The organism is Nitrosomonas sp. JL21, assembly GCF_009833095.1.
In the GTDB taxonomy this organism is placed as follows: domain Bacteria; phylum Pseudomonadota; class Gammaproteobacteria; order Burkholderiales; family Nitrosomonadaceae; genus Nitrosomonas.
Window position 1 is genome coordinate 53437 of the sequence record NZ_QRCB01000015.1, and the last position, 24937, is coordinate 78373.

Below are 24937 nucleotides of genomic sequence, written 5' to 3' on the forward strand. Positions count from 1 at the left end.
TACCCACAATCATCAAAATCGCAAACCCTATGTGTTTCTTTCAGACGTTGTCAACTATTGGCACGGCACGGTCTTTCACCGCTCGGCGCCAGAGGAATGGAGCATTACGAATTCCGGGTTCTCTTGCCGTGCACGATCTGGTACAGCACCGGCAGCACTAATAACGTCAAAGCAGTCGACGAAAGAATCCCTCCGATGACCACCGTCGCCAGAGGTCGCTGCACTTCCGCGCCAGTGCCGGTAGCCAGCGCCATCGGCAGGAATCCGATCGACGCCACCAAAGCAGTCATCAGCACCGGGCGCAACCGAGTCAGCGCGCCGGTTTGGATCGCCTCATTCAGTGGTAAGCCTTTTTCACTCAAACCACGGATAAACGCCAGCATCACCAAGCCGTTCAGCACCGCCACGCCGGAGAGCGCGATAAATCCGACGCCCGCCGAAATGGAAAGCGGAATATCGCGCAGCCATAACGCAAAAATGCCGCCCGTCAATGCAAATGGAACGCCGGTAAACATCAGTAACCCATCACGTACATTGCCAAACATCGTATACAACAGAATGAAAATCAACCCGAGTGCAATGGGTATGACGATCTGCAAACGCTGCGCAGCAGAGATCATCTGCTCAAACTGCCCCCCCCAGGTCACCCAATAACCGGGAGGAATCCTCATATTTTCTGCCATCCGTTGCTCAGCGTCGTGCACGAACGAACCCAGATCGCGACCGCGCACGTTGGCAGTCACGACAATCCTGCGTTTGCCGTTTTCGCGGCTGACCTGATTCGGCCCCTGCGTCACTTCAAATCGCGCCACTTCACCGAGACTGACAAAAACTGGCGCAGCAGGCTGTCCTGCCTGAGCCGGTGGCGGCGCGATGGGTGCGGATGCGACAGCCGTGCTTTGCAAGGGCACGCTGATAGGCAGGCGTTTCAGCGCTTCGATATCGACCCGCAAATGCTCCGGTAACCGGATCTGCAAATCGAATCGTCGATCACCTTCGAATATCAACCCAGTACTGCGCCCCCCCACCGACATGGCAATCACATCCTGCACATCACGGCCATTCAATCCATAGCGCGCCATCTTGGCGCGATCCATCTGAATCGATAGCACCGGCAGGCCGGAGATTTGCTCGGTTCTGACATCCGCGGCGCCGGGGACAGCTTTCAGCAACTGCTCGATGGCTTCGCCCAAATGCAACAGCGTATCCATGTCGTCGCCGAACACCTTGACTGCGACATCGGCACGTACTCCCGATAGCAATTCGTTGAAACGCATCTGGATCGGCTGCGTGAATTCGTAATTATTGCCCGGCACCTCATGCACAACTTTTTCCATCGCGGCAATCAACTGCGCCTTGGTGCGATGCTCACCCGTCCATTCTTCTTGCGGCTTCAGGATGATGAATGTATCCGCAACACTGGGCGGCATGGGGTCGGTCGCTATCTCGGCCGTACCGATTTTGGAAAAAATTCGCTCGACTTCCGGAAAAGTCTTGATGGTCTGTTCCAGTTCGTTCTGCATTTCAATGGCGGTGGTCAAGCTGGTGCCTGGAATACGGATGGCATGCAGCGCGATATCGCCTTCATTCAAGCTGGGAACGAATTCGCTGCCCACGCGCGTAGTCAGCAAACCGGACAGAATCACGATGACGATCGCAATCGTGACCGTCAGTTCACGATTCTTCATCGTTGCAGCCAATAACGGGACATAGGCTTTATTAGCCCATGTCATGACCCGGCTTTCTCTTTCCTGCACTTTGCCGGATAAAAACAATGCAATGGCAGCGGGAACAAACGTAATCGAAAGAATCATCGCCCCGACCAGGGCTGTAACCACGGTCAGCGCCATCGGGTGAAACATTTTTCCTTCCACGCCCGTCAACGCAAAGATCGGCAAATAGACGATGATGATGATCAACTCGCCGTAGATCAGCACCCGGCGCGCTTCGCGGGAAGCATCGAACACCAGTTCAAGCCGTTCCGAAAGCGTCAGCTCCCGCCCCAGCCGCATCTGCTCATGCGCCAGCCTGCGGATGCTGTTCTCGACGATCACGATAGCGCCATCGACGATAATGCCGAAATCAATCGCGCCCAAACTCATCAAATTGGCGCTGACATGATTGGCCACCATGCCGGTGAACGTGAACAGCATGGACAACGGAATCACAAAAGCCGCAATCAGCGCCGCGCGCATATTGCCGAGAAACACCAATAGCACCACAATCACCAGGGCTGCGCCTTCGAGCAGATTCTTCGCCACCGTATGGATGGTTTTATCGACCAGCGTGGTGCGATCATATACCGGCGTGGTCACGATGCCGTCGGGCAAATTGCGGCTGATCTCCTCCAATTTTCTCGCAGCAGCCTGGGCCACGATACGGCTATTTTCTCCGATCAGCATATGTACCGTGCCCATCACGACTTCCTTGCCATTCTGCGTTGCCGCTCCGTTGCGCAATTCCTTGCCGATCAGGATATCCGCCACATCCTTGACGCGAATCGGAGTGCCTTGCCGAGAACCCAGGATGATATTGCCGATTTCATCCAGATTCGCGATCTGTCCGGGAACGCGAACCAGATATTGTTCTCCGCTTCTTTCAATATAGCCGGCGCCGACATTCAAATTGTTGCGTTCCAGCGCCGTCATCAGATCCACCAGCGACAAGCCGAAGGAAATCATTTTTTCCGGGTAGGGCACGACATGAAATTGCTTGACATAGCCGCCAACGGTATTAATCTCGGTCACACCTTTCACCATGCGCAGTTGCGGCCGGATCACCCAATCCTGAATTTCACGCAAGTCTGTAGTCGTATAGGTGGTGCCATCCGGCTTTCGTGCATCATCCTTGGCTTCGATCGTCCACATGAAAATTTCGCCCAGACCTGTCGAAATGGGCCCCATCGTGGGCTCGATGCCGATCGGCAAGCGGCCTTTCGCCTCCTGGATGCGCTGGCTGACCTGCTGGCGCGCAAAGTAAATATCCGTTCCGTCATCGAAAATTACGGTGACTTGCGACAATCCATAGCGGGAAATGGAACGGGTATAGTGCAGATGCGGCAGCCCCGCCATGATCGTCTCAATCGGAAACGTAATGCGTTGCTCCGCTTCGATCGGCGAGTAACCCGGCGCATTGGTGTTGATTTGCACTTGCACGTTGGTGATATCAGGCACGGCATCGATCGGCAGCTTCTGGTAGCTATACACGCCGATGATGGCCACCATCAGAACCGCCATCAGTACAATGGCGCGCTGATAAATAGAAATGTGGAGGATGCGTTCGAACATGATGATCGGTCTCGATGAGTCGTGGAATTAATGGTCGTGGCTTGCGCCCGCTTTGCCGAGCTCCGCTTTAAGCGCAAAACTATTGCCGCCGGCGTATTGCTCACCCTGGGAAAACCCCTTCAGCACTTCAACCATTTCGCCATCGCTGCGCCCTAACTCCACCGGGCGGACTTCAAAATACTGATCGTACCGACCGAACACCACTGCCCAGTCCCGCAGCGTTTGAATCGCGCTCACGGCAACCGCCACAGGAACCTGGATTTCTTCCGCCACCAGTTCAGCATTGACAAACATGCCAGGACGCCAGTGACCTTCTTTGTTATCGAGCTCGACCCGGGCGGTCGCCGTGCGTGTCTGACCGCCGATCAACGTGGAAATATAGGTCACGGTGCCCTGGCTTTCGATATCAGAAGCCGTTGCTTTGATCGCTACCTTCTGGCCCTCGTGAATGATGTTCAGATCCTTCGGATACACCGTAACTGCCGTCCATACCGTAGACACATCGGCGATGGTATAAATCTCTCGATCCTCCTTCAGTGCTTCGCCCAATGCAATCGCTTTGGCAATGATGATTCCTGAGATCGGCGCGCGTATCTCATAGTGTGCGAAATCGGTCTTGAGATAGTTAGACTCGGGTTGCACGCCCAGCGCACGTAATTTGGTGGCAGCCAATTCCAGAGCAATCTCGGCTTCGTTCCACAATTCCTGCGCCAGTAGAAAATCCTGTTTGGCGCTGATTTTTTCTTCCCATAATTGCTTTTCCCGTTCATACGTCGTTCTCGTCAATGCGAGGCGTTTTTTCGCAACGAAATATTGGCTGCGCAAGTCCGCCAGCATCGGGCTCTCAATCACTGCCAGCACCTCACCTTTCTTGACATGCTGACCATGATGTCCTTTGACATTGGTCACCAGACCGGCAACCCGAGGCACCACCCGCACGATGTTATGCTCATTGAAGATCACTTCTCCCGGCAATTTCAGTTTCGGCCTGATGATCGCCGGTCCCGCCGTCAGAAGTTCGATACCCATGCTTTTGAGCATGTCATCCGCGATCTCCACCCGGCCTTCGACCTGGCTATAGCTCCAGCGCAAGACCTTGCCCGCATGTTCAGCAGTGATGGCGATATCAAAGGAATGTGGTTCTTCCACAACATGATCCCCGAGCAGATAGTCTGCTTCCGGCACGAATTTGAATAGTTGCGCTGACGCGCCCAGGCGGGCTAACGTAATGGTCACCTTGCCTGCTGTCGGCGGCAATAACTTCCCCTTTTCATACAAAAAAATGCGGAACTGCGGTGGCACGCCTTTGTCAAAAATCGTCAGCTCCAGGCTGAAATCCTGATCAGTGAATAATCTACCGCCCCTTGGCCCAATATCGGCGTGGTTATCAGCCAATTTTTCATGGGCCGGGCCGTTCTCTGCATGTTCTTTCACCGCAGTAGGCTCATCTGATATCAAAATCAATCCACCCAACACGATCCCTATGCCGATCACGATCAGGATGGGCATCCTTTGCGTTTTATTCATAATTCGATCCTTAGCCTTTATCTCGCCACTCATGGCTGATGAATGTTGACGTCATGATGGGGTTCGCTGCTATCGATCGGCTCTGCGATCAGGCGTTCGATATCATTGATCAAACGCTGATAGTTAGCCAAAGCGCGCACATGCAGAAGTTGATTCTGAAACAGAATACGTTGCGCATCCAGCAGCTCGAGCAAGCCAAATTTACCCAACTCATAGCCTCTGCGGGTCACATTGAAAGCGCTCTTGGCGCCGGGCAGCACTTCGTCACGCAGGATATTGATTTCATTCCATACGGCCGACATCGTTTCATAGGACTGCGCAAGCTCCGTTTTTAGCCGCAACTCGGCAGCCATCCGTTCATCGACCGCTTTGTCCACGCGCTGATGGGCATCGGTCAGATTACCCTGGTTTCGATCGAATAGCGGCAATGGTATTTGCAGACCGGCCACGATGGTCGTCCCACCAAGTTGCGCGTGATGTACAGCGCCTGCGTTAACCGTCAGATTGGGTATGCGCCGTGTCTGCTCCACCTCCAGCAATGCTTTTCGTTGTTCGATATTTTTTATCGCGCGAAGCGCAATCGGATTATTCAGAACCCGTTCTTCCAGGGTTTGGAAATGAGGCGGGGCAATCGATGTCTCAAGATTCCCCAACGCTTTATTAAACTGCGGTGAAGAGCTGTTCCACAATAATGCCAGCCGTTTGCGGGCGCCCATCAAATCGCGCTGCGCTTGCTCCAGTTCGATACGCGTCGTCGATAGCCCTACTTTGACTCTCGTTTCCTCGATTGGCGCTACTTTTCCACCCTGCACGCGCTCCGTGACCGTATTGACTACGTTCTGCGCGACCTGTCTGGTTTCTTCAGCGAGGCGCAGCCGTTCCTGAGCAGCGAGAACTTCGGTGAAGACATTGGCAACCCGGAAAATGATGTCAATTCGTTTGATTTCATAGTCTTTGACAGCCAGCTCTTCACTCAGCAAAGCAGCATTCACGCGGGCAGCGCGTTTCCCACCGAGTTCTATCAATTGATAGATGCGGATGGTCGACAGCTGCTGCACCACTTCTTGAGCGACCGCGTGAGCTGAATTGACGTCGCCAGTCAATTTTTGGACATTCCCGGCATTCTCAACATTCAAATTCAATTCCGGGTTCTTGAGTAAGCCCGCTTGAACTGTTAACCCTTCCAATGCACGAATTTCTTTGGAAAAAGCAGCCAATTCCGGATTTCGCAATAAAGCAAGACTGACCGCATCCCGCAATGTCAGGTCACCCGTTTCATTCGCGGCTGTCTCAATTGAAGATTCTTTTATGCTGTGAGGCGAAACACTGAAAGAATCAGCGTTGGCAATAGATTGAAGGGGAAAGCTCACCCAAAAAACCAAACCCAGCAGCATAAGCTGCAACCTGAGCGCCACCCAATAGCAGAGCGCTATCCATAAGCCACCGAATGTCATAAATTTCTCCACAAACACACATACCTTTATCTACGCAAAGTGCAGTGGATCGTAAAAAATTGGAATACTCTGTTTTTTGCTCAGCTATGGATTACTACAATTCATCCACAATCCACATCATTATTCTTTAGCCAATAGCAAAGAGAATGCTTCGAGGAGGACGCAAAAGCAGATCAGGAATGGTTTCAGGGAAAAAAGAAAACACAAATACGGTCAAAACTTCCGCTGATTCCTGCGCAGAAATGAACGGGAGCGAATTGAAGAAAAAAGGTTGATATTGCCCCACGGAATGCAGGCATAAATGGGTCGCGGCATCGAGGTCAGCGCCATCCAAGGAAACATTGTTGCGATGGTATTCCAAATGAGCGGCGGGATCTGCCGGTAATACTTGGTGAATATGATCCAGTTCATGAGCAAATACCTCACCTCGAAAGGACAAGCTCAATCCATTCGTCAGAATGCTTACGACAAGCATCAGAATAATTGAATAGGCAGAATATTTTCTCATTGAACAGAAACAGAACATATAAACAGTGAAAGTCTCACTGACATGCAATAGTTTCACATTATTCTTCAATTTGCAATTGCCTGACTTCCATTCAGATAACGGTCACACCCTCATTCGCCAGCATATCGATCAAAGCGATGAGAGGTAAGCCAATCAGAGCATTGGGATCATTTCCTGTCATTCGTTCGATAAGAGCAATTCCCAATCCTTCAGATTTCGCGCTGCCAGCACAATGATAAGGTTGTTCCTTCTCCAAATAACGCTCGATCTGTTGGTGAGTCAACGGTCTGAATTTCACGCGATAAGGAACCAGGTGCGTCTGCAAACGGTCTGTAGCACTGTTGAGTAGACATATTGCGGTATAAAAAACGACTTCCTTATCCTGTATGAGCCGCAACTGCTCGGTTGCCTTCACATGATTCAACGGTTTGCCGAGGCGCTGATTGTCGAATACTGCGACCTGATCGGAACCGATGATTAAAGCCTGAGGATATGCTGCAGCCACCATTCTGGCTTTGGTCGCAGCCAATCGCATAGCGGTTTCCTCGGATGTCTCATGATCCAGAGAAGCTTCATCGATGTCGGGGCTCATCGTTTCAAATGGAATTTGCAAACGTTGCAGTAATTCTTTCCGGTAAATGGAACTGGATCCCAAGACGAGCTTCTGGGTATTTTCATTCATGGGTGTATTCAAGACTTCCTTCTTTATTTTTTGACACTTACAGGTAAAAAATATAACATGCGCGCCTTATGTCTGTGCGATTTGTGATAGACTCCCTCGATTTTGTGCGTAATGCGGGCATACATCATGGTAGAATCCCGGTGCTCGAGCTTGCGCGTTTGCATGATCTGCTGTTTGATAGAGAAGGTGAAGTGACATATCAGATTACGGGGTATTTTGATAAAAATAATAAACCGACTTTACATCTGGAAATTAAAGGCGAAATACATCTGTCTTGTCAACGCTGTCTTGATAAATTAATACACATCATTGATCTGCAAAATGACTTACACTTGGCTCGAAATGAGGTAGAACTTGATCAGAATGATGAAGAAGACACTAGCGATGCGATCATGGCATGCAACGATCTGGATGTCACGGATTTAATCGAAGAGGAAATTATTCTCGGTTTAGCAATTGCCTGTTGTCACCCTGAAGGTGAATGCACAATGCAGTACCACGATTCAACAAGCAGTTTAACGGATACATCACAATCAGCACACCCATTCGCACTATTGGCATCACTAAAAAAACATTAAGTTCAAGGAGTTAATCATATGGCAGTTCAACAAAATAAAAAATCACCTTCTAAACGCGGCATGCATCGCGCCCATGATTTTCTGACTAACCCTCCTCTCGCTATTGAACCGAGCACTGGAGAAGTACACCTACGTCACCATATTAGTCCCAACGGATATTATCGTGGCAAAAAAGTCATTAAAACCAAAAACGATTGACAATTCTTCCTATTGCTACAATCCGCACGCATTGTATAGCTTCTTTCTGTCACAAGAGCACCAAAATTGGACATTACCGTAGCAATAGATTGCATGGGCGGCGACCATGGTCCTCATGTCACTGTCCCATCCGCGCTGGAATACCTCCGACAAGACCCTGAAGCCAATCTCATCCTGGTCGGTATTCCCGATGCCATCGAAGCAGAATTACGCGCAGCGAATTCACAATTAGGCCCCAGAATTCGCTTGCATCCGGCCAGCGAGGTGGTCGGCATGGATGAATCCCCAGCCATGGCGCTACGGTGGAAAAAAAACTCATCCATGCGGATCTCGGTCAATCTGGTCAAGACCGGCGAAGCTCAAGCCTGCATCAGCGCAGGCAATACCGGCGCATTGCTGGCGACTTCCCGATTCGTATTGAAAACCATCCCTGGTGTCGATCGCCCTGCGCTTGCAGTGATATTACCAACACTCACCGGCCACACGTATGTGCTGGATCTGGGCGCCAATGTGGATTGCACGGCCGAGCATCTATTTCAGTTCGGGATCATGGGAGCATCCCTGGTATCGTCCGTAGAAAACAAGCCCTCTCCAAGCGTCGGATTGCTGAATATCGGTGAAGAAGAAATCAAAGGAAATGACATCGTCAAACAGGCAGCCGAATTGTTACGAAATAGCGGGCTTAATTTCTATGGCAATGTGGAAGGCAACGATATTTACCGAGGAACAACCGATGTCGTTGTCTGCGATGGTTTCGTAGGTAACATCACGCTCAAGACTTCAGAAGGCTTGGCACAAATGTTGGCCACTTATTTGCGCGAAGAGTTCAAACGTAATTTACTGACAAAATTGGCCGGCGTCATCGCAATGCCGGTCATTAATTCATTCAAGCACCGCGTTGATCATCGACGCTATAATGGAGCTAGTTTCCTAGGCTTGCGGGGAATCGTCATCAAGAGTCATGGTTCTGCCGACGCCTATGCATTTGGATTTGCCATCAAGCGCGCCGCTGATGAAGTGCGTGGCGGCATGTTGCGACGAATCAGTGAACGAGTAGCCGAATTTTCCCATCCTTCTCAAACTTCTCCACAGTCAATGGCAAAATAATGTATTCAAGAATCATCGGAACAGGCAGTTATCTACCTGAAAAAATACTCACGAACCATGATCTTGAAAACATGGTCGACACCAGCGATGAATGGATTCGCACGCGCACCGGTATCGTCGAGCGGCATATTGCCCGTGACGATCAGACGGCCAGCGATCTGGCATTGCATGCCAGCAAAAATGCCATGGAAGCCGCCGGAGTCACCAGTAAGGACATCGATCTGATTATTGTGGCCACGACCACGCCCGACATGGTTTTTCCCAGCACGGCGTGCATTCTGCAAGATAAGCTCGGCATAGAAAATTGTCCCGCATTCGATGTTCAGGCTGTTTGCAGCGGTTTTGTGTATGCATTGGCAACAGCCGACATGTTTGTCAGTTCGGGTAAATGCCGCAATGCATTAGTCGTAGGAAGTGAAATTTATTCCAAGATCATCGATTGGAGTGACCGCAGCACCTGTGTGCTGTTCGGCGATGGCGCCGGTGCAGTAGTGCTTTCACAAAGCGAGCAGCCTGGCATTTTGTCGTCACACCTTCACGCCAGCGGAAATTACAGCAAAGTGCTATCCGTTCCCGGCAGCATCAGCGGAGGTAAAGTCCAAGGTAATCCATATATCAATATGGAAGGTAATACTGTCTTCAAATTTGCAGTTAAAGTCCTGGAAGAAGTGGTCGAGGAAGCCATCGCTAAAAATAATATCCAAGCCAGTGACATTGATTGGCTAATTCCTCATCAAGCCAATATTCGCATCATTCGATCCACCGCCAAGAAACTGGGCATCCCGATGGACAAGGTCGTGGTAGCGGTCGATAAGCACGGCAACACGTCCGCAGCTTCGATTCCGTTGGCGCTGGATCTTGCGGTACGCGATGGACGCATTCATCCGGGTCAATTGGTTCTACTCGAGGGCGTCGGGGGCGGTTTTACATGGGGAGCAGTGCTGCTGCGCTGGTAAACAATGAACATTGCATGCGTATTTCCCGGGCAGGGATCTCAATCAATTGGAATGATGAATGGATATTCGGACTTTCCCATCATTCAACAGACTTTTCAGGAAGCAGCGGATGTCCTCGAGCAGGATTTCTGGTCTCTGGTCAGTTCCGGCGCTGCCGAGGATATCAATTCGACAGTAAACACGCAGCCGTTGATGCTGATTGCAGGCGTCGCGGTTTATCGAGCCTGGATCAGTTCGGGAGGAAAAAAACCAGCATTATTGGCTGGACACAGCCTCGGAGAATATACCGCTCTCGTCGCATCGGAAGCACTGAGTTTTGCCGATGCGTTGAAATTGGTACGTTTCCGAGCGCAGGCCATGCAGCAGGCAGTCCCTGACGGCGTGGGCGGAATGGCTGCAATATTGGGCCTGGAGGATAGTGTCGTGGAAGAGATATGCCATGAAGTGACAAGCTCAAGCAGCGGCGAATCTCTCGAAGCGGCCAATTTCAATTCTCCTGGGCAGATCGTCATTGCCGGACACAAAAACGCGATTCTACTCGGCATTGAATTGGCCAAGTCGAAAGGCGCAAAGCGCGCGCTCTTGTTACCGATGAGCATTCCTTCGCATTGTTCGCTCATGCAACCGGCAGCCGATCGTATGCGGCAACAATTGGAATCGATCTCATTGCAATCACCGCGTGTACCCATTCTGCACAATGTCGATGCGAAATCACATGCTGACGACACTGCAGCGCTTAAAGAAATCCTAATTCAGCAGCTTGTCAGCCCGGTGCGCTGGGTAGCAACTATCCAGGCATTCGCCGCTTCTGGCATCACCCATGTGATTGAATGCGGCCCCGGAAAGGTATTAATGGGACTGAACAAACGCATCGAACCGCAGCTGCATCATTCATCTTTAGCGGATAGTGAAGCGATTAAACAAACCATTGGCAATTTATCTGCACAATAACGACACGTTTTTTTACTATGCATCTGCATGGCTTATTCATGGAATAGCATGATGGAAAATAAAATAGCTTTAATTACAGGAGCCAGCCGAGGTATTGGGGAAGCCATTGCAATCAAGCTGGGACAATCTGGCGCTATCGTTATCGGTACGGCAACCACAGAACACGGCGTCAATGCCATTAACCACTATTTGCAGCAGGCCGGCCTATCAGGCATGGGGATACTTCTGAATGTCAATGATGCCGAGCAAATCAATACTGCTTTGCAAACCATTCGCGAGAAATTCGGCGATATCGAGATCCTAGTCAACAATGCCGGTATTACCCGAGACAACTTGTTGGTGCGCATGAAAGATGAGGAATGGGATGAGATTCTCGACACCAATCTCAGATCAGTTTTCCGGTTGAGTCGAATAGTGCTTCGCGCTATGATGAAAGCCCGTTACGGACGCATTATCAACATTTCTTCCGTGGTTGGGGTCATCGGAAACATTGGTCAAGCTAATTATGCAGCCGCCAAAGCCGGCATGTTTGGTTTCAGCAAATCATTGGCTCGTGAGGTAGGAAGCCGCAACATCACCGTCAATTGCGTTGCGCCGGGATTTATCGACACGGATATGACCCGCTCACTGACGAATGAACAGCAGCAAAGTTTGATTCAGCATGTTCCCTTGGGAAGACTGGGACTTCCCGAAGACATTGCCTCAGCCGTAGCTTTCTTAGCCTCTCCCGCAGCGGGTTATATCACTGGGGCCACCCTTCATGTGAATGGCGGAATGCACATGGATTGAAATAATTTTAAAAATGATTGGCTAAAATGCGAATAAAATAGAGAAAGCGGCTTGGATTGTATGGTTGCCTCAGTTTTGTTGGCATTTAAAATTTGATAGAATGAACGAGTTTTTCTTACCTGATAAGGAAGGTATCTAGATGGAAAATATAGAGCAGCGTATTAAAAAAATTGTTGCCGAGCAACTTGGTGTTAATGAAGCAGAGGTTAAGAATGAATCATCTTTCGTCAATGATCTGGGAGCAGACTCTCTCGATACAGTCGAACTGGTCATGGCATTAGAAGAAGAATTTGAATGTGAAATTCCAGATGAACAAGCAGAAAAAATAAATACTGTTCAAGAAGCCATCGATTACGTCACTGCCAATACAAACTAATCTTTTCTATTAAATAGTTGGAGTTATTTTGTCTAAACGCAGGGTCGTCATTACCGGGCTTGGAATTGTTTCGCCCGTTGGAAATTCCGTATCAAGTGCATGGGAAAATATTGTTTCAGGAAAATCGGGAATTACACGGATCACCCGTTTCGATGCATCCAATTTTTCTTCTCAAATTGCTGGTGAAGTAAAAGATTTCGATATTCACGATTATCTCTCGGTCAAAGAAGCCCGTCGTATGGACGTTTTCATCCATTATGGCATGGCGGCGAGCATTCAAGCCATTAAGGATGCCGGGATAGACGATATTACAATGCTCGCTTCAGAGCGGATCGGCGTTAATATTGGTTCAGGCATTGGCGGCTTGCCCATGATCGAAAATACCGATTCCGCTTATCATGCCGGTGGTCCCCGAAAGATATCGCCGTTTTTTATCCCTAGCACGATCATTAACATGATCGCAGGTAATTTATCCATCATGTATGGCTATAAAGGCCCTAATCTTGCCATCGTCACTGCGTGCACGACGGCCACTCACAGCATCGGCAGTTCGGCGCGTATGATCGAGTATGGTGATGCGGACATCATGGTATGCGGTGGAGCGGAATCTTGTGTCACCCCCTTGGCAATTGGCGGCTTTGCTGCCGCGAAAGCGCTTTCAGTCAACAATGATCATCCTGAAATAGCCAGTCGCCCGTGGGATAAAGATCGGGATGGCTTTGTGCTGGGAGAAGGCGCTGGCATTTTAGTGCTGGAAGAAATTGAGCATGCCAAAAAGCGCGGTGCTAACATTTATGCCGAATTGGCTGGTTTTGGAATGAGTGCCGATGCGTTTCATATGACCGCCCCTAGCGACGATGGCGAAGGAGCAGCGCGTTGCATGACCAATGCGCTTACCAATGCGGGCATTCATCCTTCAGAGGTTGAATATATCAATGCACATGGCACTTCGACTCCACTTGGCGATATCGCTGAAACCATCGCAGTCAAGCGGTGTTTTGGAGAGCATTCCAGTAAGCTTGCCGTCAATTCCACAAAATCGATGACAGGACATTTACTGGGTGCTGCTGGCGGCGTGGAGGCAGTATTTTCTGCCTTGGCCATTCATCATCAGGTGGCCCCGCCGACAATCAATCTGGTCAATCAGGATCCGCTTTGTGATCTGGACTATATTCCGAATACCGCCCGGGATATGACCATTAACGTGGCATTATCGAATTCCTTTGGATTTGGTGGTACCAACGGAACACTGGTTTTCCGTAAAGTATAAATTGATCATTTTGATGCATGCGTATCCTTATTCGTCTATTGTTTCTGGCAATATTCTCAGTCATCTTGCTGGTGGGATGGTTTTATCTCCATATCCACTCCAGCATCAGACTGACCACGACACCGTTCCAGTTTTCCATCTCCCCCGGTAGTAATCTTAAGCAAGTCTCTCAGCAACTCGAAGACGCCGGAGTCATTCACAGCAAATGGTCGCTTATCCTGCTGGCCCGTTACCTCGATCGAGAATCTGCCATTAAGGCAGGCGATTATCAACTTGACAGCACTCTGACCCAGATCGCCCTTCTCGATTACCTCACCAAGGGAGATGCCAAGCAAAATGCGATCCAATTCATCGAAGGATGGACTTTCAACCAACTCAAAAAAACCCTCCGGGCATATCCCAATATTCAACACGATATAGGCGAGTTGACTGAGCAGGAAATTTTGCATCAAATCGGCGCGACCGAAACCACTGCCGAAGGATTATTTTTTCCGGACACCTATTTCTTTATCAAGGGCGACAGCGATATTCATATTCTGCGGCGAGCTTACCAGGCCATGCAAACCCATTTGCAACATACCTGGCATTCACGTTCCGAAGGTTTACCCCTGGCAACACCGTATGAGGCACTGATTCTTGCTTCCATCATTGAAAAAGAAACCGGCACAGCAAGCGATCGCGCTGAAATTGCGGGAGTCTTCATCAATCGCCTACGCAAGGGAATGAAATTGCAAACGGATCCCACCATCATTTATGGATTGGGCGATCAGTTCGACGGCAATTTAAGGAAAAAAGATCTACTTGCAGACCAGGCATACAACACTTATACTCGCGCAGGTTTACCGCCCACTCCAATTGCTTTACCGAGCCTGGCTTCTATCCGCGCAGCACTTAATCCAGCCGAAACTGACGCGCTGTACTTCGTCGCAAAAGGAAATGGAGAATCCGAATTTTCGACCAACTTGGCTGATCACAATAAAGCAGTTGATAAATACCAAAAGCAACAAAAATAACATCATGCGGCTCATCATCACGACTCAACCTTAATCTGTGGAACTACATGACTCAATTTACCATCGTAGTGCCCACTCTCAACGAATCTGAAAATATAGATTTACTCTTAACCCGCCTATTTGCACTGGACGCTCCCAGAGATAATTTCGAGGTTATTGTTGTTGACGATGGCTCCAACGATGGCACAACTGACCAAGTGCGTGCCTGGGAAAAGCGGGCACCAGTCCGGTTGATCGAACGCAGCAGCAAACCGGATTTGACCGCTTCGATCTTGGCCGGTGTGGCCGCGGCCCACAGCGATGTCATCGTAGTGATGGACGCCGACCTCAGTCATCCGCCAGAACGCTTATCTGCCCTGGTTACTCCAGTCTTGAACGGCAATTTCGATGTCGCAGTTGGCAGCCGCTACGTGCCCGGTGGCAGCACGGAGAACTGGCCCCTGCATCGGCAACTATTGTCCCGCATAGGTGGGTGGATCGCGCGTCCAATCTGTGATGTCAACGATGCGACATCAGGTTTCTTTGCCTTTCGGCGGGAATTGGCAGCCGCTATCTCTGACAATGCCCATGGCTATAAGATCCTGCTCGAGCTGCTGATGGCACATCACGGCAAATTACGAGTCACCGAAATACCGATCTGCTTTCATGATCGTACTCATGGCACCTCCAAGTTATCCTTCTTTCACCAGCAAGCGTATATCCAGCGCCTGATCACACTGGCCGGCGGCACTGTCACCCTCAATACCGCCGGTCGTTTTGCCGTGGTGGGATTACTGGGTGTTCTCATCGACGCCATCGCTTTTCAATGGATGATCGCTCAGGATGCCGGACTGGCGTTGGCACATTGTGTCAGTTTCCTGGTTGCAGCTACCGCCAATTACATCCTGAATTCAAAATGGTCATTTCGGGCGCATCATGCCGGCTATCTTCAGTGGCACCAGTTCGGCCGTTTTCTAACGGTGGGCGTGCTTGCGTTGCTTCTGCGCGGCGGCGTACTGGCTTTATTGGTATATGTGTTGGATATCCCCCCGGTGCTGGCAATTTTTCCCGCCATTATCACCACGGCTGCAGTCAATTATCTTGGTTCAGCATTTTATGTTTTTCCCAACCAGAAGAATCTTCCCTCCACTGAAATTCGCTGGCGCATGGCGGCCATTGGCATTGTGCTGTTTGCGGTACTGCTACGCTTGGTTTACTTTGGGCTTGCGCAGCTCATTCCCGACGAAGCTTACTATTGGCAATATGCTCAGCACATGGATCTCAGCTTCTACGATCATCCCCCGATGGTCGCTTGGCTGATTTGGTTGGGTACTTCGTTGTTGGGTGACAATGAGTTCGGCGTCCGCATAGGCGCTATTCTGTGTGGGTTGATCACCATGGGGTATTTGTATGCGTTGGCGCAGAACCTCTACGACAAAACTACCGCCATGCGGGCGGTATTATTACTCGCCATTTTACCGGCCGGATTTGCTTCCGGCTTGTTGATGACACCGGATGCGCCATTAGCCGCTGCCTGGGCTGCGACACTGTACTATATGGAACGCGCATTAGTAGCGGGACAGCGCAATGCATGGCTGGGCATGGGAATAGCCTTCGGACTGGGGTTGCTCTCGAAATACACTTTGGGGTTACTCGGCATTGCCGCATTAATGTTCGTGATCATCGATTCCGTGGCACGGCAATGGATGAAACGTCCACATCCATATCTAGCCGCACTGCTGGCAGTGTCGCTGTTTTCACCAGTTATCATTTGGAACTACCAGCACGATTGGGTATCGTTTGCTTTCCAGTCCACGCGGGTTTTAGCCGATAACGATCAATTCGGCGTTCATCTGCTGATTTTACACATAATTATCTTACTGACACCCGTGGGCTTTATCGCAGCGCTCATGGCTCTGGTCACACGTCACGATCAGCCATCAGAACGGCAATTCGCTCAAAGACGTCGTCTGTTCGTACAGGTTTTCACCGGCATACCGCTCGTCATTTTTTTTGCCACCAGCGCCTTTGATGCCCCCCGCTTTCATTGGACGGGCCCACTTTGGCTCGCCTTATTGCCCACCTTGGCATGGATGATGGGTCAGACCGAGCAGATCGGCAATTTCGCCAAGCGAATTCAAGCCGCATGGCAACCGACGATCATCTCTTGCGTATTCGTTTATGCAGCAGTATTGCATTACGTGGTGCTGGGCATACCCGGCATACCTTATCAGCTATTCACCGAGCACTACTTCTGGCGCGAAACTGCCCGGGAGATTCGCCAAATCGTCGCCGACGTCAAAGAGCAGACCGGAGAAAATCCGATTGTCGTCGGAATGAGCAAATGGTCGGTTGCAAGCTCACTGTATTTTTATAGCCACGGCGAAGCGAAGCTTGATATACGCTCACGCAACTTGTTTGGCGACAGCGGCGCCATGTATGAATTCTGGTATCCTGACCGGATGCCGATCGACCGACCCATCATTCAGGTCAGCATGACCCGGAAACATATCGAAAAAACCCGGCGGGGCATTGATGTCAATCCCATGCTGATTCATCCGGGTGCAATTGAATCTCGGGTCATCGAACGCCATGGCAGGCCGGTACGGCGGGTCTACTATCGCATTTCCGAAGGATTCAAAGGCGTACCCGAAACCAAGACCTGAATGTCCTGGGAAGCGTTGAGAAAGCACCGTCAAGTTGAAGTAAAGTACGGTAAAGAAATGTGGTGTGCCCGGAACAAGGCATTTGAACCCGATTCCGATGCCGTATACATGATGTTTTCTGCGGTTTCCAAGGTTTATTTCATCGCATAATCGATCACTTGCCACGTTTCACCCGATGCCTTAGTCAGCGTAATGGTCTCCAACGCCAGGCTCTGTGGTGCGAACGTCGTATAAAATTGCAACACGATATATTCTCCGTCAGGAAAACCCGACAACGATGTTGTCGTACCCGCCGTTGCGATGTATCGGGCAGTCATTTCACCACGAGTCGCCCTAACGGCAGTCGTTGACTTCACCCACTCCGCCTGATTTATTTTTGACTTCAATAATGGCGCGGCCTGTTCCCAGCTTTCCGGATAGTTTCCAGCATCGACTCGAGCCAGCCAATCACGGGCACTGCGTTCAACTTGAGCCAGAATGGCTTTGTCATCCGCGTATACCACCGTTGCACATATCAGCAACCACCCCAGCAACCATAATTTTTTTATCATCTGAATAGCCTTTTCTAAGTATGCGTAAAAATATTTCCCATCAGCCAGATCGATGAAATACCCAGCAAAATGAGCGTCACCTGCTGAATAGTCGCATTGATTTCAGGACGCTTGTGCAAGCTGGGAATCAGATCCGACATTGCCACATAAATCATGCTGGCGGATGCGAGACTCAATAATGGTTGCACCAGGAAATTCATGCTGTGCAGCATGAAGTAGGCCAATACACCGCCGATCACCGTTGCGAAACTGGACAACATGTTCATCATTAATGCCATACGTCGCGTATAGCCTGAATTCAACAGAATGATGAAATCACCCGCTTCTTGAGGAATTTCGTGCGCGATGATCGCAATCGACGTCACGATGCCTAATTGCACATCAGCAATGAACGCGGCTGCAATCAGAATACCGTCCACGAAATTATGAAACGTATCGCCAACGATGACCATCATTCCGCTTCGACCATGGTCATGGGCATGGTTGTTTACTGTAACTGCAGTATGTGTTGGATCGTGCGCTTCGCAGTCCTCCAGATGGCAATGACGCCACAACACCAGCTTCTCCAGGATAAAAAATATCAAAATGCCGATCAATAACGTCATCGTGACTTGCGCCGGATTATCCGACAACTCGAATGCTTCCGGCAATGTATTCAGAAAAGCAGCACCCAGCAATGCGCCAATCGCGTAGGAAATTAATACCGAAAGCCACGTCACCTTCGCATTCAGTGACAATATTGCTGCGCACACTATGCTGAGTACTCCGCCCAGCAAACTAGCGGCAATAATCCAGGTAAGCGTTGACATAAACCTGTAAATGGAAAATAAAGGCCGGATTATACGCTGTTGCGGAACAATACATTAACAAGTTACCGATACTAACTATTCAAGCCATATCAACGCCGCCATGCGCCCGGTTTCACCGTCTCTGCGATAAGAAAAAAAGCGCTCGGAATCGCTGAAGGTACATACGTCTCCGCCATAGATTCTGGTAACGCCCTGCTTGACCAAACGTTGGCGAGCCAATAGGAAAATATCCGCCAGCCATTTCTGCTGTCCAGAATTACCGATCGCTATAAAAGCTTGTTCAGCTTGCGCATCCTGTCCTACGAAAGCATTATGGACATCAACGCCGACTTCAAAATACTTGGGGCCAATCGCAGGACCGAGCCAGGCCATCAGCTCGTCAGGCTTTTTCTCCATTGCAGCAATCAATCGTTCGATAACGCCGCCTGCCAATCCCCGCCAACCGGCATGTGCAACACCTACCGCGGTTCCTGAGGTATCACATAGAAATACCGGCAAACAGTCAGCCACCATGATGACGCAAACCGAACCTGATCTGCCACTGAACGCTGCGTCCCCTTCCGGAATCGTCGCGTGCGGAGCATCGACTGCCACCGGATGGGTGCCATGCACCTGTTTCAGCCATTGCGGCGCGGCTGGCAAATAACGGCGGAGCAAGGCACGGTTACGTTCGACATCCTGACAATCGTCATTGACATGCATCGCCACATTGAACGACGCGTAGGTCTTGTTGATCGAACCACTGACGCCGCCGATGCGCGTCGTGAATAACGATTTTACATTGCCGGGTGCCGGCCAATCAGGGATTATCCACTCATGATTCATAAAGTCTGCATCGCTGATGGGTTAGTTGAACCAGTCACGAAGGGAAAATCAGTCACTAAATGGTGCCACATTCGACTAATAGCGCCTTTAAACTGATATTTCTGGGTTAAAATGCTCGTTTGTAAATTTTCATTCGAAGGGTTAGCACATTGCGAGTGGCTTAGGAAAAACAGAAGACACGATGAACATGGCTATTCGTCACGATACATTCTCACTCAATGTTGATCTCAACAATTGTTCACCCGCTTACAGGATGATTGCTGATTCTCCCCTTGGCTTCCTTTCGATCAACAAATAACCCTTTCAAATTTCATAACTACAATATCAGAAACAGGTGTACTCAATGATTCATTTAAAAAACATAGCTAATTATATCCGCACTTTTCTCATCTTGACGATTTCTTCAGCCCTGCTGTGGGCTTCCCAGGTGTATGCCGATGATAATGATCTCCTCAAAGCGGCGTTTTCCGGTGAGATCTCGACCATTCAGCAATTATTGGAAAAAGGCACCAATGTAGACTATCAGAACGAAATGGGCTTTAGCGCATTAATCGTCGCTTCCCAATATGGCCATACCGATATCGTTAAATTCCTGCTCGAAAAAAACGCCACGATTGACCTGAAAAATGCGGGTGGCGCTACGGCGTTGATCATCGCCACAAAAAATGGCCATGCCGACATCGTCAATCTGTTATTGGAGAAAGGCGCTCAGTTCGACGCTCAGACCACGGATGGCATTACCGCATTGATGCTGGCGATCCAAAAAGGCCACGAGGCAATTGTCGATACGCTATTAGCCAAAGGTGCGAATATTCATCTGCAAACCAAGGAAAAACTGACCGCTCTGATCATCGCCGCACTCGAGGGTAGAGCAACCATCGTGGACAAGCTATTGGCGAAAAATGCGCAGGTCGATACGCAAGCGTCCGACAACACAACCGCGCTATACATGGCAGCAAGAAATGGCCATGCTGCAATCGTCGAGAAATTGCTGGCGCATAAAGCGGCCGTCGATTTACTCGCAATCAACGATACCACGCCGCTGTTCGTGGCCGCCCAGAATGGCCATACCGATATTGTCAAAGCATTGCTCGCCAAAGGCGCCAAAGTTGATTTGCAAGACAAGAATGGCGCCACTGCGCTGACACTGGCGGCCCTGATTGGCAACACCGATATTGTCGAATTGCTGATAAAACATGGCGCCAAAGTAGATCACAAAGCCACCAACGGGTTTACCGCACTGATACTGGCCGCCCAGAATGGGCATACCGCCACCATCGAATCCTTGCTGAAGAATGGCGCCACGATAGATCTGCAGAACGATGACGGCGTAACCGCGCTGATGTGGGCTGCATTGCATGATCATGCCGATGCGGTAAAAGCGTTATTGGCAAAAGGAGCTAACACCAAGCTCAAAAGCAAAACCGGCAAAACTGCCGCAGAGATAGCAAAAGATCCTGCTATCAAGGAAATACTGCAGGCAGCCTCGAACTAGCCTACCGCCATCCCCGTCAATTGTATGATATCGTTCACCATACATTCATTCCTAAAATGCCAGAGTTAATGCAGGATTCATTTCGACGCTGCCTGATATACGCTCATCGAGGCGCCAACACCGAAGCGATGGAAAATACCCGGGAGGCGTTTGATAAGGCCCTGCACTATGCCATCGATGGCATCGAGACGGATGTCCAGTTGACACGCGATGACATCCCGGTGCTCTGGCATGACCGGTTCCTCGACAAAATCGGTTTGAACAATAAACATATCGACGATTTTGATCATTACCAGCTTCAAAGCATGATCAACCCCGGATCGTCCGGGCAAGGCATCATGACTTTGCAAGACTTTCTCATCGCTTTCCGGCAGCGCTGCCGCTTATTGATCGAAATCAAGAATCGCGACTGGGAGCCGGTTTCGCGCCATGCGCTGAAAATGCAAAAAACACTCGATCTGATCGGCCGGGATCCCGATCAGCGCATCATAATATCTTCATTCAATTTGGCCAGTCTGGAATATGCGCATCAGCTTCAACCCGAATTTCCGTTGATTTACAACCTTGAGCCTGACCAGACAACCTCAGAAATTCGTCAGCTCTTGAAAACGCATGAATTCCTGCAGGGATTCTGTTTACCGATCGAAAGCTTGCAGCAGGAAGTCGTCGAGTTATTACGCGCACAGGCCAAACTCATTGGCGTTTATACCTGCAACAGTAATGCCGAAATCAACACAGCCCTGCAATTCGCGGTTGATATTCTGATCAGCGATGTGCCTCAAAAAGCGCTGATGATGCGCGATCCATGAAACGGAATTTTCCAGCATCGACTCATCAACAGGTTGATCTGCTGGTCTGTGGCGGCGGCATCTATGGTGCCTGGACTGCTTATGATGCCGCGCTGCGCGGCTTGAAGGTAATGATCGTCGAACAAGGTGACTGGGCCGGTGCGACCTCGTCGGCATCGAGCAAACTCATACACGGCGGCTTGCGCTACCTAGAGACCTATGATTTCAAGCTGGTCAGCAAGGCGCTGAAAGAACGGGAAATGTTATTGCGCACTGCTCCGCATCGCGTGTGGCCGCTGCGTTTCGGCGTACCGGTATATTCGCGTCAGCGTATCAACCGATTGCAACTCAAGTGCGGACTGATCATCTACGATTTTCTTGCCGGCGGCAGCCATCTACACAAGCATCATGCCTACCTCAGCCGGAAGCAATTTTCTGAGCATTTCGGCTTTCTGGCTGACAATACGCTTAAAGGCGGTTTTACCTATGGCGATGCTCAGACCGATGATGCACGATTGGTGCTTGAACTCATCGCCGGCGCTATGGATGTCGGTGCCTATTGCATCAATTACTGCAAGCTGACTCAATTGCTTGAAAGCAATGGTTCGGCCAGCGGCGCCATTATTCAAGACCAACTCTCCCAGACTGAGCAAATCATCCACGCCAAGCAAATCGTTTTCACGACCGGTCAATGGTTGGCCAACGATACGTACAGTCAGAATCTGTGCCGTCTTGCCAAGGGCGTTCATTTGATCATGCCGCCGGTTCTAAATGAAGAAGCCTTACTATTGACCGCACGCTCCGATGGCCGGGTGTTTTTTCTGATTCCATGGTATGGCTTGACTCTGCTGGGTACCACCGACACCGATTTCAACGGTGATGTTGAACACACCACGGTCGACGAATCCGATATCGACTATTTGCTGAGCGCCGTGAATGATTATCTGAAATCGCCATGGACTCGTTCGGATGTGATCGGTAGTTTTGCGGGCGTGCGGGTGTTCAAGCAATCAACTCTGGTTGACGTAGCCGATCCCCCGTCTGCGGTCAGTCGCGACTGGGAATTGAAATCTGCGCCGAACGGTGTTCATTACGCCATAGGCGGAAAAATCACTTCATCGCGCCCGGATGCTGCGCGTATTGTCGACGCTGTATGTGAAAAACTCGGCATTTCAACGTCCTGCGCAACCCAAGACCGGTTATTTCCGTGGGCGCCACCCGAGGATTTCCCAACCTGGTTCTCGCGCATGCACAACCGCGCCCTGCAACTGGGCATTGATGCTGAAAGCGCCCAGTGGCTATTGCGCCGCCACGGCGTACACAGCGAGAAAATTCTTAGCAATATTGCAACGGATGCCAATCTGACGCAACGGATCGTGCCGTCGTTGCCGTTCATTTATGCTGATTTGATGTATTGCGCAGCCGCTGAAATGGTGATCCATCTCGACGATCTATTACGCCGCCGATTGCCGATATTGATCCTGGCGAAATTGACCAGCGATCAACTGTTTCATATCGCTGAGCATGTAGCCGCTACTTTAAAATGGAATGACACTCGGTTACATCAGGAAATCGAACGCTGCCGCCGGCAATGGACCCTAGCGTAATTTCCGCCATCGCGCTCGACCTGGGCACCACGTCGATCAAGGCGGCCCTGAGGGATTATCATGGAGACCTGCACCATATTTCGGCCCAACCGGCGCCAGCCATCGATAATCGGAACGGATGTTATGAAAGCGACGCTCTGGATTATGCTAATCGCACAGAAGAGGTTCTGCAACAATGCGCGGCTCACCTACCCAACAAGCCGCCCCTGGGATTGTGCAGTCAACGCTCATCATTTTTGATCTGGGATAACATCAACGGCCAACCATTGACGCCATTGATTTCCTGGCAAGATAACAGAGGATCGCATTGCTGCGACCTCCTACAGAACGCGGAAGACGACATTCACGCGCTGACCGGTTTGCGTTTGACGCCATATTATTTTGCCCCCAAGCTCAACGTGCTGTTACAGGATCATCCAAACTGGCGCCAACAACTGGTCTCAGGAAGATGGCGCGCCGGAACGCTCGACACGTTCCTGATCTGGCGCTGGACACACGGCCAGCATTTTATTACCGACGCCTCAATGGCTGCGCGCACGTTGCTGATGGATATTCACCAACGGCAATGGTCGAACCGATTATGCAGTCTGTTCGATATTCCGATGAATGTCCTACCGCAGATCAAACCCTCAACCGCGTTGAATGTGCCATTCAATAACGGTTTCACGCTGCAATCGAGTGTTGGCGATCAATCTGCCGCACTCATCGCATGTGTTGCGGATAATTCCGATGAAGCTTTGATCAATTTGGGCACGGGCGGTTTCGTCATCCGCACCCTTGCGCCGCAAACAACGGCATTGAAGGGCTATCTCCAGACGCTCGTGTGCCAAGAAGGAAATGGCCCGGCCCGATTCGCCATCGAAGGCACGCTCAACTCCATCGCCATGGCTTTGGCGCCATATGCCGTCAAAGACTGTCATGCTGATCAGCTGGCCCGCACCGACATCTTCTGCATTGCCGAGCCAAGCGGGCTGGGCGCCCCATATTTCCGCAAAGAATGGGGAATTCATTTTTCTGAATCAACGGCAGCGCTGACGACACAACAGATTGCCGCCCTGATGCTGGAGGCGATTATTTTCCGGGTAGCCCGCATCCTAGAAGATTTCCACCATTCCGCACCACTATCCCAGGCTTATTTATCGGGCGGATTATCGGAATTGCCTTGCCTGCAATATGGCATCGCCCAGTGCGCGCCTTGCCCTATCGTTCATGTCACGCAAAAAGAAACCAGTCTGCAAGGCGCGGCGCTACTCGCTAGCCAGCACAGAATCAGATCTTCCCACGGCGGTGACGTCATTCCCGTCGCTGCTGGGAAAAACCCATTATTCGAAAAATATCAGCGCTGGAAAAATTGGTTCGATACATTATTGGAAGCACGGCATAATTAACCGATGTTAATAGGCTACTGCACAATCTTCTGCCCAATTCGTGGTAATGCAATAACATCTCGTCAGAAGATGAGGGGATTAAATGGATAAAAGCTGAATAAATGTGATTTCGAACAAAGCGATAAATTTATCA

The 24937-nt window shown here is 50.3% G+C and carries 22 protein-coding genes; 14 read left to right on the forward strand and 8 right to left on the reverse strand.

The genetic code is table 11. The features are described from left to right. Positions 1-104 precede the first annotated feature (104 nt). From ABF87_RS05570 to ABF87_RS05590, 5 genes are all read right to left on the reverse strand, one after another. Complete coding sequence (locus tag ABF87_RS05570; RefSeq protein WP_160828149.1) at positions 105-3287, reverse strand: CusA/CzcA family heavy metal efflux RND transporter; 3183 nt, start codon at positions 3285-3287, stop codon at positions 105-107. 27 nt (positions 3288-3314) lie between these two features. Next, positions 3315-4814 (reverse strand): efflux RND transporter periplasmic adaptor subunit, encoded by a 1500-nt coding sequence (locus ABF87_RS05575; protein ID WP_160828150.1) that lies wholly within the window; start codon positions 4812-4814, stop codon positions 3315-3317. 29 nt (positions 4815-4843) lie between these two features. Continuing rightward, a complete protein-coding gene (locus tag ABF87_RS05580; protein ID WP_160828151.1) occupies positions 4844-6268 on the reverse strand; it encodes a TolC family protein in 1425 nt (474 codons plus the stop codon). A 127-nt stretch (positions 6269-6395) separates the two neighbouring features. Continuing rightward, positions 6396-6743, reverse strand: a complete 348-nt coding sequence (locus ABF87_RS05585; protein WP_240143541.1) for a hypothetical protein — start codon at positions 6741-6743, stop codon at positions 6396-6398. A 124-nt stretch (positions 6744-6867) separates the two neighbouring features. Then, entirely contained in the window at positions 6868-7458 is a 591-nt protein-coding gene (locus ABF87_RS05590; RefSeq protein ID WP_160828153.1) for a Maf family nucleotide pyrophosphatase, read from the reverse strand. 68 nt (positions 7459-7526) lie between these two features. Between ABF87_RS05590 and ABF87_RS05595 the strand changes: the two genes are divergently transcribed. The 10 genes from ABF87_RS05595 (at position 7527) to ABF87_RS05640 (ending at position 17341) form a co-directional block, all read left to right on the forward strand. Beyond that, the gene (locus tag ABF87_RS05595; protein ID WP_160828154.1) at positions 7527-8036 is read left to right on the forward strand and encodes a YceD family protein; all 510 of its coding nucleotides are present in this window, start codon (positions 7527-7529) and stop codon (positions 8034-8036) included. 18 nt (positions 8037-8054) lie between these two features. Continuing rightward, on the forward strand, positions 8055-8234 hold the full coding sequence (gene rpmF, locus ABF87_RS05600) for a 50S ribosomal protein L32 (protein ID WP_090719637.1): 180 nt from the start codon (positions 8055-8057) through the stop codon (positions 8232-8234). A gap of 66 nt (positions 8235-8300) precedes the next feature. Then, a complete protein-coding gene (plsX, locus tag ABF87_RS05605; protein WP_160828155.1) occupies positions 8301-9341 on the forward strand; it encodes a phosphate acyltransferase PlsX in 1041 nt (346 codons plus the stop codon). Further along, the gene (locus tag ABF87_RS05610; RefSeq protein ID WP_160828156.1) at positions 9341-10297 is read left to right on the forward strand and encodes a beta-ketoacyl-ACP synthase III; all 957 of its coding nucleotides are present in this window, start codon (positions 9341-9343) and stop codon (positions 10295-10297) included. The genes plsX and ABF87_RS05610 overlap by 1 nt, the downstream gene beginning before the upstream one ends. A 3-nt stretch (positions 10298-10300) precedes the next feature. Continuing rightward, the gene (gene fabD / locus ABF87_RS05615; protein WP_160828157.1) at positions 10301-11248 is read left to right on the forward strand and encodes an ACP S-malonyltransferase; all 948 of its coding nucleotides are present in this window, start codon (positions 10301-10303) and stop codon (positions 11246-11248) included. Positions 11249-11296: 48 nt separating this feature from the next. Further along, complete coding sequence (gene fabG / locus ABF87_RS05620; RefSeq protein WP_160828158.1) at positions 11297-12037, forward strand: 3-oxoacyl-ACP reductase FabG; 741 nt, start codon at positions 11297-11299, stop codon at positions 12035-12037. A 139-nt stretch (positions 12038-12176) separates the two neighbouring features. Next, positions 12177-12413 carry an acyl carrier protein gene (gene acpP / locus ABF87_RS05625; protein WP_013967091.1) on the forward strand — a complete coding sequence of 79 codons (237 nt, stop codon included), beginning with the start codon at positions 12177-12179 and terminating at the stop codon, positions 12411-12413. Positions 12414-12441: 28 nt separating this feature from the next. Beyond that, on the forward strand, positions 12442-13683 hold the full coding sequence (gene fabF, locus ABF87_RS05630) for a beta-ketoacyl-ACP synthase II (RefSeq protein ID WP_160828159.1): 1242 nt from the start codon (positions 12442-12444) through the stop codon (positions 13681-13683). Between the two features lie 17 nt (positions 13684-13700). Next, on the forward strand, positions 13701-14696 hold the full coding sequence (gene mltG, locus ABF87_RS05635; protein ID WP_160828160.1) for an endolytic transglycosylase MltG: 996 nt from the start codon (positions 13701-13703) through the stop codon (positions 14694-14696). Positions 14697-14743: 47 nt separating this feature from the next. Further along, complete coding sequence (locus ABF87_RS05640; protein WP_160828161.1) at positions 14744-17341, forward strand: glycosyltransferase family 39 protein; 2598 nt, start codon at positions 14744-14746, stop codon at positions 17339-17341. Positions 17342-17475: 134 nt separating this feature from the next. On the opposite strand, the gene ABF87_RS05645 is transcribed toward ABF87_RS05640, so the two are convergent. From ABF87_RS05645 to pgeF, 3 genes are all read right to left on the reverse strand, one after another. Then, positions 17476-17892 carry a DUF4019 domain-containing protein gene (locus tag ABF87_RS05645; RefSeq protein ID WP_160828162.1) on the reverse strand — a complete coding sequence of 139 codons (417 nt, stop codon included), beginning with the start codon at positions 17890-17892 and terminating at the stop codon, positions 17476-17478. 14 nt (positions 17893-17906) lie between these two features. Beyond that, positions 17907-18701, reverse strand: coding sequence for a ZIP family metal transporter (locus ABF87_RS05650; protein WP_160828163.1), 795 nt, complete (start codon positions 18699-18701; stop codon positions 17907-17909). Between the two features lie 75 nt (positions 18702-18776). Continuing rightward, a complete protein-coding gene (gene pgeF / locus ABF87_RS05655; RefSeq protein ID WP_160828164.1) occupies positions 18777-19526 on the reverse strand; it encodes a peptidoglycan editing factor PgeF in 750 nt (249 codons plus the stop codon). Positions 19527-19869: 343 nt separating this feature from the next. Between pgeF and ABF87_RS05660 the strand changes: the two genes are divergently transcribed. Genes ABF87_RS05660 through ABF87_RS05675 form a run of 4 tightly spaced genes read left to right on the forward strand, consistent with a single transcriptional unit; the run spans position 19870 to position 24804 of the window. Beyond that, positions 19870-21021, forward strand: a complete 1152-nt coding sequence (locus ABF87_RS05660; protein WP_160828165.1) for an ankyrin repeat domain-containing protein — start codon at positions 19870-19872, stop codon at positions 21019-21021. Positions 21022-21077: 56 nt separating this feature from the next. After that, a complete protein-coding gene (locus ABF87_RS05665; protein ID WP_240143542.1) occupies positions 21078-21830 on the forward strand; it encodes a glycerophosphodiester phosphodiesterase in 753 nt (250 codons plus the stop codon). Beyond that, positions 21827-23416, forward strand: coding sequence for a glycerol-3-phosphate dehydrogenase/oxidase (locus ABF87_RS05670; protein ID WP_160828166.1), 1590 nt, complete (start codon positions 21827-21829; stop codon positions 23414-23416). Before ABF87_RS05665 ends, ABF87_RS05670 begins: the two co-directional genes overlap by 4 nt. Continuing rightward, positions 23401-24804: an FGGY family carbohydrate kinase gene (locus tag ABF87_RS05675; RefSeq protein WP_160828167.1), complete on the forward strand. Its 1404-nt coding sequence runs from the start codon at positions 23401-23403 to the stop codon at positions 24802-24804. Before ABF87_RS05670 ends, ABF87_RS05675 begins: the two co-directional genes overlap by 16 nt. Positions 24805-24937 lie beyond the last annotated feature (133 nt).

What these genes read in the sequence shown, in the direction of transcription:
- acpP (WP_013967091.1), top strand. Translation starts at nt 12,177, where the DNA reads ATGGAAAATATAGAGCAGCGTATTAAAAAAATTGTTGCCGAGCAACTT.
- ABF87_RS05585 (WP_240143541.1), bottom strand. Translation starts at nt 6,743, where the DNA reads ATGCTTGTCGTAAGCATTCTGACGAATGGATTGAGCTTGTCCTTTCGA.
- ABF87_RS05645 (WP_160828162.1), bottom strand. Translation starts at nt 17,892, where the DNA reads ATGATAAAAAAATTATGGTTGCTGGGGTGGTTGCTGATATGTGCAACG.
- ABF87_RS05675 (WP_160828167.1), top strand. Translation starts at nt 23,401, where the DNA reads ATGGACCCTAGCGTAATTTCCGCCATCGCGCTCGACCTGGGCACCACG.
- ABF87_RS05665 (WP_240143542.1), top strand. Translation starts at nt 21,078, where the DNA reads ATGCCAGAGTTAATGCAGGATTCATTTCGACGCTGCCTGATATACGCT.
- ABF87_RS05595 (WP_160828154.1), top strand. Translation starts at nt 7,527, where the DNA reads ATGTCTGTGCGATTTGTGATAGACTCCCTCGATTTTGTGCGTAATGCG.
- ABF87_RS05670 (WP_160828166.1), top strand. Translation starts at nt 21,827, where the DNA reads ATGAAACGGAATTTTCCAGCATCGACTCATCAACAGGTTGATCTGCTG.
- ABF87_RS05580 (WP_160828151.1), bottom strand. Translation starts at nt 6,268, where the DNA reads ATGACATTCGGTGGCTTATGGATAGCGCTCTGCTATTGGGTGGCGCTC.
- ABF87_RS05570 (WP_160828149.1), bottom strand. Translation starts at nt 3,287, where the DNA reads ATGTTCGAACGCATCCTCCACATTTCTATTTATCAGCGCGCCATTGTA.
- ABF87_RS05660 (WP_160828165.1), top strand. Translation starts at nt 19,870, where the DNA reads ATGATTCATTTAAAAAACATAGCTAATTATATCCGCACTTTTCTCATC.
- rpmF (WP_090719637.1), top strand. Translation starts at nt 8,055, where the DNA reads ATGGCAGTTCAACAAAATAAAAAATCACCTTCTAAACGCGGCATGCAT.
- ABF87_RS05640 (WP_160828161.1), top strand. Translation starts at nt 14,744, where the DNA reads ATGACTCAATTTACCATCGTAGTGCCCACTCTCAACGAATCTGAAAAT.
- pgeF (WP_160828164.1), bottom strand. Translation starts at nt 19,526, where the DNA reads ATGAATCATGAGTGGATAATCCCTGATTGGCCGGCACCCGGCAATGTA.
- fabD (WP_160828157.1), top strand. Translation starts at nt 10,301, where the DNA reads ATGAACATTGCATGCGTATTTCCCGGGCAGGGATCTCAATCAATTGGA.
- ABF87_RS05590 (WP_160828153.1), bottom strand. Translation starts at nt 7,458, where the DNA reads ATGAATGAAAATACCCAGAAGCTCGTCTTGGGATCCAGTTCCATTTAC.
- ABF87_RS05575 (WP_160828150.1), bottom strand. Translation starts at nt 4,814, where the DNA reads ATGAATAAAACGCAAAGGATGCCCATCCTGATCGTGATCGGCATAGGG.
- ABF87_RS05610 (WP_160828156.1), top strand. Translation starts at nt 9,341, where the DNA reads ATGTATTCAAGAATCATCGGAACAGGCAGTTATCTACCTGAAAAAATA.
- fabG (WP_160828158.1), top strand. Translation starts at nt 11,297, where the DNA reads ATGATGGAAAATAAAATAGCTTTAATTACAGGAGCCAGCCGAGGTATT.
- mltG (WP_160828160.1), top strand. Translation starts at nt 13,701, where the DNA reads ATGCGTATCCTTATTCGTCTATTGTTTCTGGCAATATTCTCAGTCATC.
- ABF87_RS05650 (WP_160828163.1), bottom strand. Translation starts at nt 18,701, where the DNA reads ATGTCAACGCTTACCTGGATTATTGCCGCTAGTTTGCTGGGCGGAGTA.